Genomic DNA, 3,481 nt, shown 5'->3' on the forward strand with positions numbered 1-3,481 from the left:
CCGACCGCTCGCCCGACCTCGTCCTCGTCGTCGATGTCGGCACCAACGCCGAGATCCTGCTCGGCGACACCTCGGGCGTTCTCGCCTGTTCCTCGCCCACCGGCCCCGCCTTCGAGGGCGCGCAGATCAGCGCGGGCCAGCGCGCCGCGCCCGGCGCCATCGAGCGGGTGGAGATCGACCCCGCCACCAAGGAGCCGCGCTTCAAGGTCATCGGCTGCGATCTCTGGTCGGACGAGCCGGGCTTCGCCGAGGCGACGAAGGACACCGGCGTCACCGGCATCTGCGGCTCGGGCATCATCGAGGCCGTGGCCGAGATGCGCATGGCGGGCCTTCTCGACGCCTCGGGCCTCATCGGCGGCGCCGAGGCCACCGGCACCGGGCGGGCCGAGCCGCAGGGCCGCACGCACGCCTACCTCCTCCATGACGGGACCGCGTCGGGCGGCCCCCGCATCCTCGTGACGCAGGGCGACATCCGCGCGATCCAGCTGGCCAAGTCCGCGCTCTACGCGGGCGCGCGGCTCCTCATGGACAAGCGCGGCGTCGACCGGGTGGACCGCGTGGTGCTCGCCGGCGCCTTCGGCGCGCATATCAGCCCCAGGCACGCCATGGTCCTCGGCATGATCCCCGACGCGGCCCTCGACCGCGTGACGAGCGCGGGCAACGCCGCCGGGCATGGCGCGCGCATCGCGCTCTGCAACCGGGGCGCACGCGAGCGGATCGAGGCGACGGTGCGCCGAATCCACAAGATCGAGACGGCGGTGGAACCGCGCTTCCAGGAGCATTTCGTGAACGCCAACGCGCTGCCGCACGCGGTCGATCCGTTCCCGGAACTCGGCAAGGTGGTGAGCCTGCCCTCCGTCCGCTTCGGCGCCTCCGCCGGCGGCGAGGATGGCGGGCGCCGGCGCCGCCGCGCATCCCGGAGCGGTCCCGAAACCGATTGACGATGGCGGCGGCGCTGCGCTATCCAGCGCGCCACGCGGCGGGTATGATGTAATGGTAGCCTGTCAGCTTCCCAAGCTGAACGCGCGGGTTCGATTCCCGCTACCCGCTCCAGAGCTTCCAGCGCCGCCGCCCCGCCGGCGGTCCGAACCTCGCGCCGCAATATCTTCACGGAAAACGGAAATCCGCCGGATCACCGGCGAGGCTCGCGCATGGAGGCCGCCGCCCCTTGCACATGCCGCGCACCTGCGCCAGACCCGCGCCATGCTCTACCACACGCCCCTCGACGCCCCCGCGCTCCGCACCCTCGGCATCCCGGAACCCTGGGGCTTCGGCCTCGCGGACCGCGTCCGCTTCGGCGAACTGGACGCGCTCGGCCACGTGAACAACGCCGCCTATCTCACCTGGTTCGAAAGCTTCCGCCTGCCCTACCTCGCCGCGCGCCGGATCACAGATTACAGCCCGGAAAGCCCCCGCCTCGTGCTCAGGCGCACCGCCTGCGACTACCTGGCCGAGCTCTTCGCCGGGCAGGACTACGTGGTGACGGGCCGCACACGCGCCTTCCGGCGCACCTCCTTCACGATGGAATTCGCCGTCTGGCTGCCCGCCGCCGCGGGTGCGGCGCGCTGCACCACGACCGGCGAGGCCATCGTCGTGCTCCTGAACTGGACCGGCACCGGCCGCCACCCGATCCCCGAGGCCGGACGCCGCGCCTTCCTCGAACTCGACGGCGCGCTGGACGAAAGCGCCTGAACGCCGCGCTTTCATCTTTCCTCAAATACGCACTCCGACGCCGCCGCCCCGCGCGGACCTCAGCCCGCTCGGCGCGCGAAGGCCACCAGCGCCCGCGTCGAGCCGTCCTTGTCCGCCCCGTCCGCCGCGCCCGTCAGCACCGGCTCGAGCGCCTTGGCGAGTTCCTTGCCCAGTTCCACGCCCCACTGGTCGAAGGAGTTGATCCCGAGGATCACCCCCTCGACGAAGACGCGGTGCTCGTAGAGCGCCACGATCTGCCCCAGCACGCGCGGCGTGAGCCTGCGGTACATCAGCGTGGTCGACGGCCGGTCGCCGGGGAAGACGCGGTGGCGCGCCTGCCGCTCCAGCTCCGCCCCGTCCAATCCCTTCGCCGCCATGATCGCCCGCGCCTCCTCGAGGGATCGGCCCCGCATCAGCGCCTCGGACTGCGCGAGACAGTTGGCCAGCAGCAGCCGGTGATGATGCGCCAGCTCCGGCTCGTGACCCTCTGCGGCGACGATGAACTCGCAAGGCACGATCCGCGTGCCCTGGTGGATGAGCTGGTAGAAGGCGTGCTGGCCGTTCGTCCCGGGCTCGCCCCAGACGATGGGGCCGGAAGTCTCGGCCAGGTCGGTGCCGTCCATCGCCACGCGCTTGCCGTTCGATTCCATCTCGAGCTGCTGGAGATATGCGGGAAGCCGCGCAAGCCTCTGATCGTAAGGCAGAACCGCGCGGGTCGCATGGCCGCAGACCTGGTTGTGCCAGATGCCGACGAGGGCCAGCAGAACGGGCAGGTTCTCGGGCAGCTCCGCCTGCCGGAAATGTCCGTCCATCGCGCGGCCGCCCGCGAGGAACTCGGCGAAGTCCTCCGGCCCCACGGCGATCATCAGCCCGAGCCCGATCGGCCCCCAGAGCGAGTAGCGCCCGCCGACCCAGTCCTCGAAGCCGAAGACGCGCGCGCGATCGATGCCGAAGGCGGCCGTCCTGTCGACCGCGCTCGACAGCGCGGCGAACTGCGCGCCGGGCTCGGCGACGGAGGCGGCCAGCCAGTCCCGCGCCGTCTCGGCGTTGGTCATCGTCTCGATCGTGGTGAAGGTCTTGGAGGCCACGATCACCAGCGTCCGGTGTGGGTCGAGGCCCTTCAGCGTATCGTGGATATGCGCCCCGTCCACGTTCGAGACGTAATGCAGGCGCGGCCCGTCGTGATACGGGGCCAGCGCCAGCGTCGCCATGGCAGGCCCGAGGTCCGAGCCGCCGATGCCGATGTTCACCACGTCGGTGAAGGCGCCGCCCGGCCCCGCGAAGGCGCCCGAGCGCACCTCTTGCGCGAACGCCTCCATCCGCGCGCGCGTCGCCAGCACCTCGGGCATGACGTCCTGCCCATCGACGAGGATCGGCCCCTCGGTCGCGCGGAGCGCGGTGTGCAGGACGGCGCGCCCCTCCGTCTCGTTGATCTTCGCGCCGCCGAACATCGCCTCGCGCCGCGCCTCGACGCCCGCCTCCCGCGCGAGGCGGAGGAGGAGCGTCATCGCCCCTTCGTCGAGATGCGTCTTGGAGAAGTCGAAGAGCAGCCCGTCCGCCCTGCGCGAAAAGGCCTCCGCCCGCCCCGGATCGCCGAAGAGGTCCATGATCCGGCGCGCGCCCTGGCCCGCGCGATGCGCCCTCAGATCGTCGAAAATCGTCATTCAGCTCACTCCGCCCAATGCACAATGGCCTGTCCCAGCACCGCCCGGATCGGCGCCTCCATCGGGTCGAGCGTCATCGCGCGCTCGAGCGCCGCGCGCTTCTCGGCCCCGGTGATCAGGACGTG

At 71.6% G+C, this 3,481-nt stretch carries 3 protein-coding genes and 1 tRNA gene; 3 read left to right on the forward strand and 1 reads right to left on the reverse strand.

Annotated features, from left to right (window positions below):
• From ACTS11_RS12145 to ACTS11_RS12155, 3 genes are all read left to right on the forward strand, one after another.
• On the forward strand, positions 1-941 hold a 941-nt coding region (locus ACTS11_RS12145; protein ID WP_442640577.1), incomplete at its 5' end, for an ASKHA domain-containing protein.
• Between the two features lie 38 nt (positions 942-979).
• Positions 980-1,053, forward strand: a tRNA-Gly gene (locus ACTS11_RS12150).
• A gap of 150 nt (positions 1,054-1,203) precedes the next feature.
• Positions 1,204-1,692, forward strand: a complete 489-nt coding sequence (locus ACTS11_RS12155; protein ID WP_442640578.1) for an acyl-CoA thioesterase — start codon at positions 1,204-1,206, stop codon at positions 1,690-1,692.
• Positions 1,693-1,751: 59 nt separating this feature from the next.
• On the opposite strand, the gene pgi is transcribed toward ACTS11_RS12155, so the two are convergent.
• Positions 1,752-3,356 (reverse strand): glucose-6-phosphate isomerase, encoded by a 1,605-nt coding sequence (gene pgi / locus ACTS11_RS12160; RefSeq protein ID WP_442640579.1) that lies wholly within the window; start codon positions 3,354-3,356, stop codon positions 1,752-1,754.
• Between the last annotated feature and the right edge of the window lie 125 nt (positions 3,357-3,481).

This window comes from Roseicyclus sp., assembly GCF_052168335.1.
In the GTDB taxonomy this organism is placed as follows: domain Bacteria; phylum Pseudomonadota; class Alphaproteobacteria; order Rhodobacterales; family Rhodobacteraceae; genus Roseibacterium.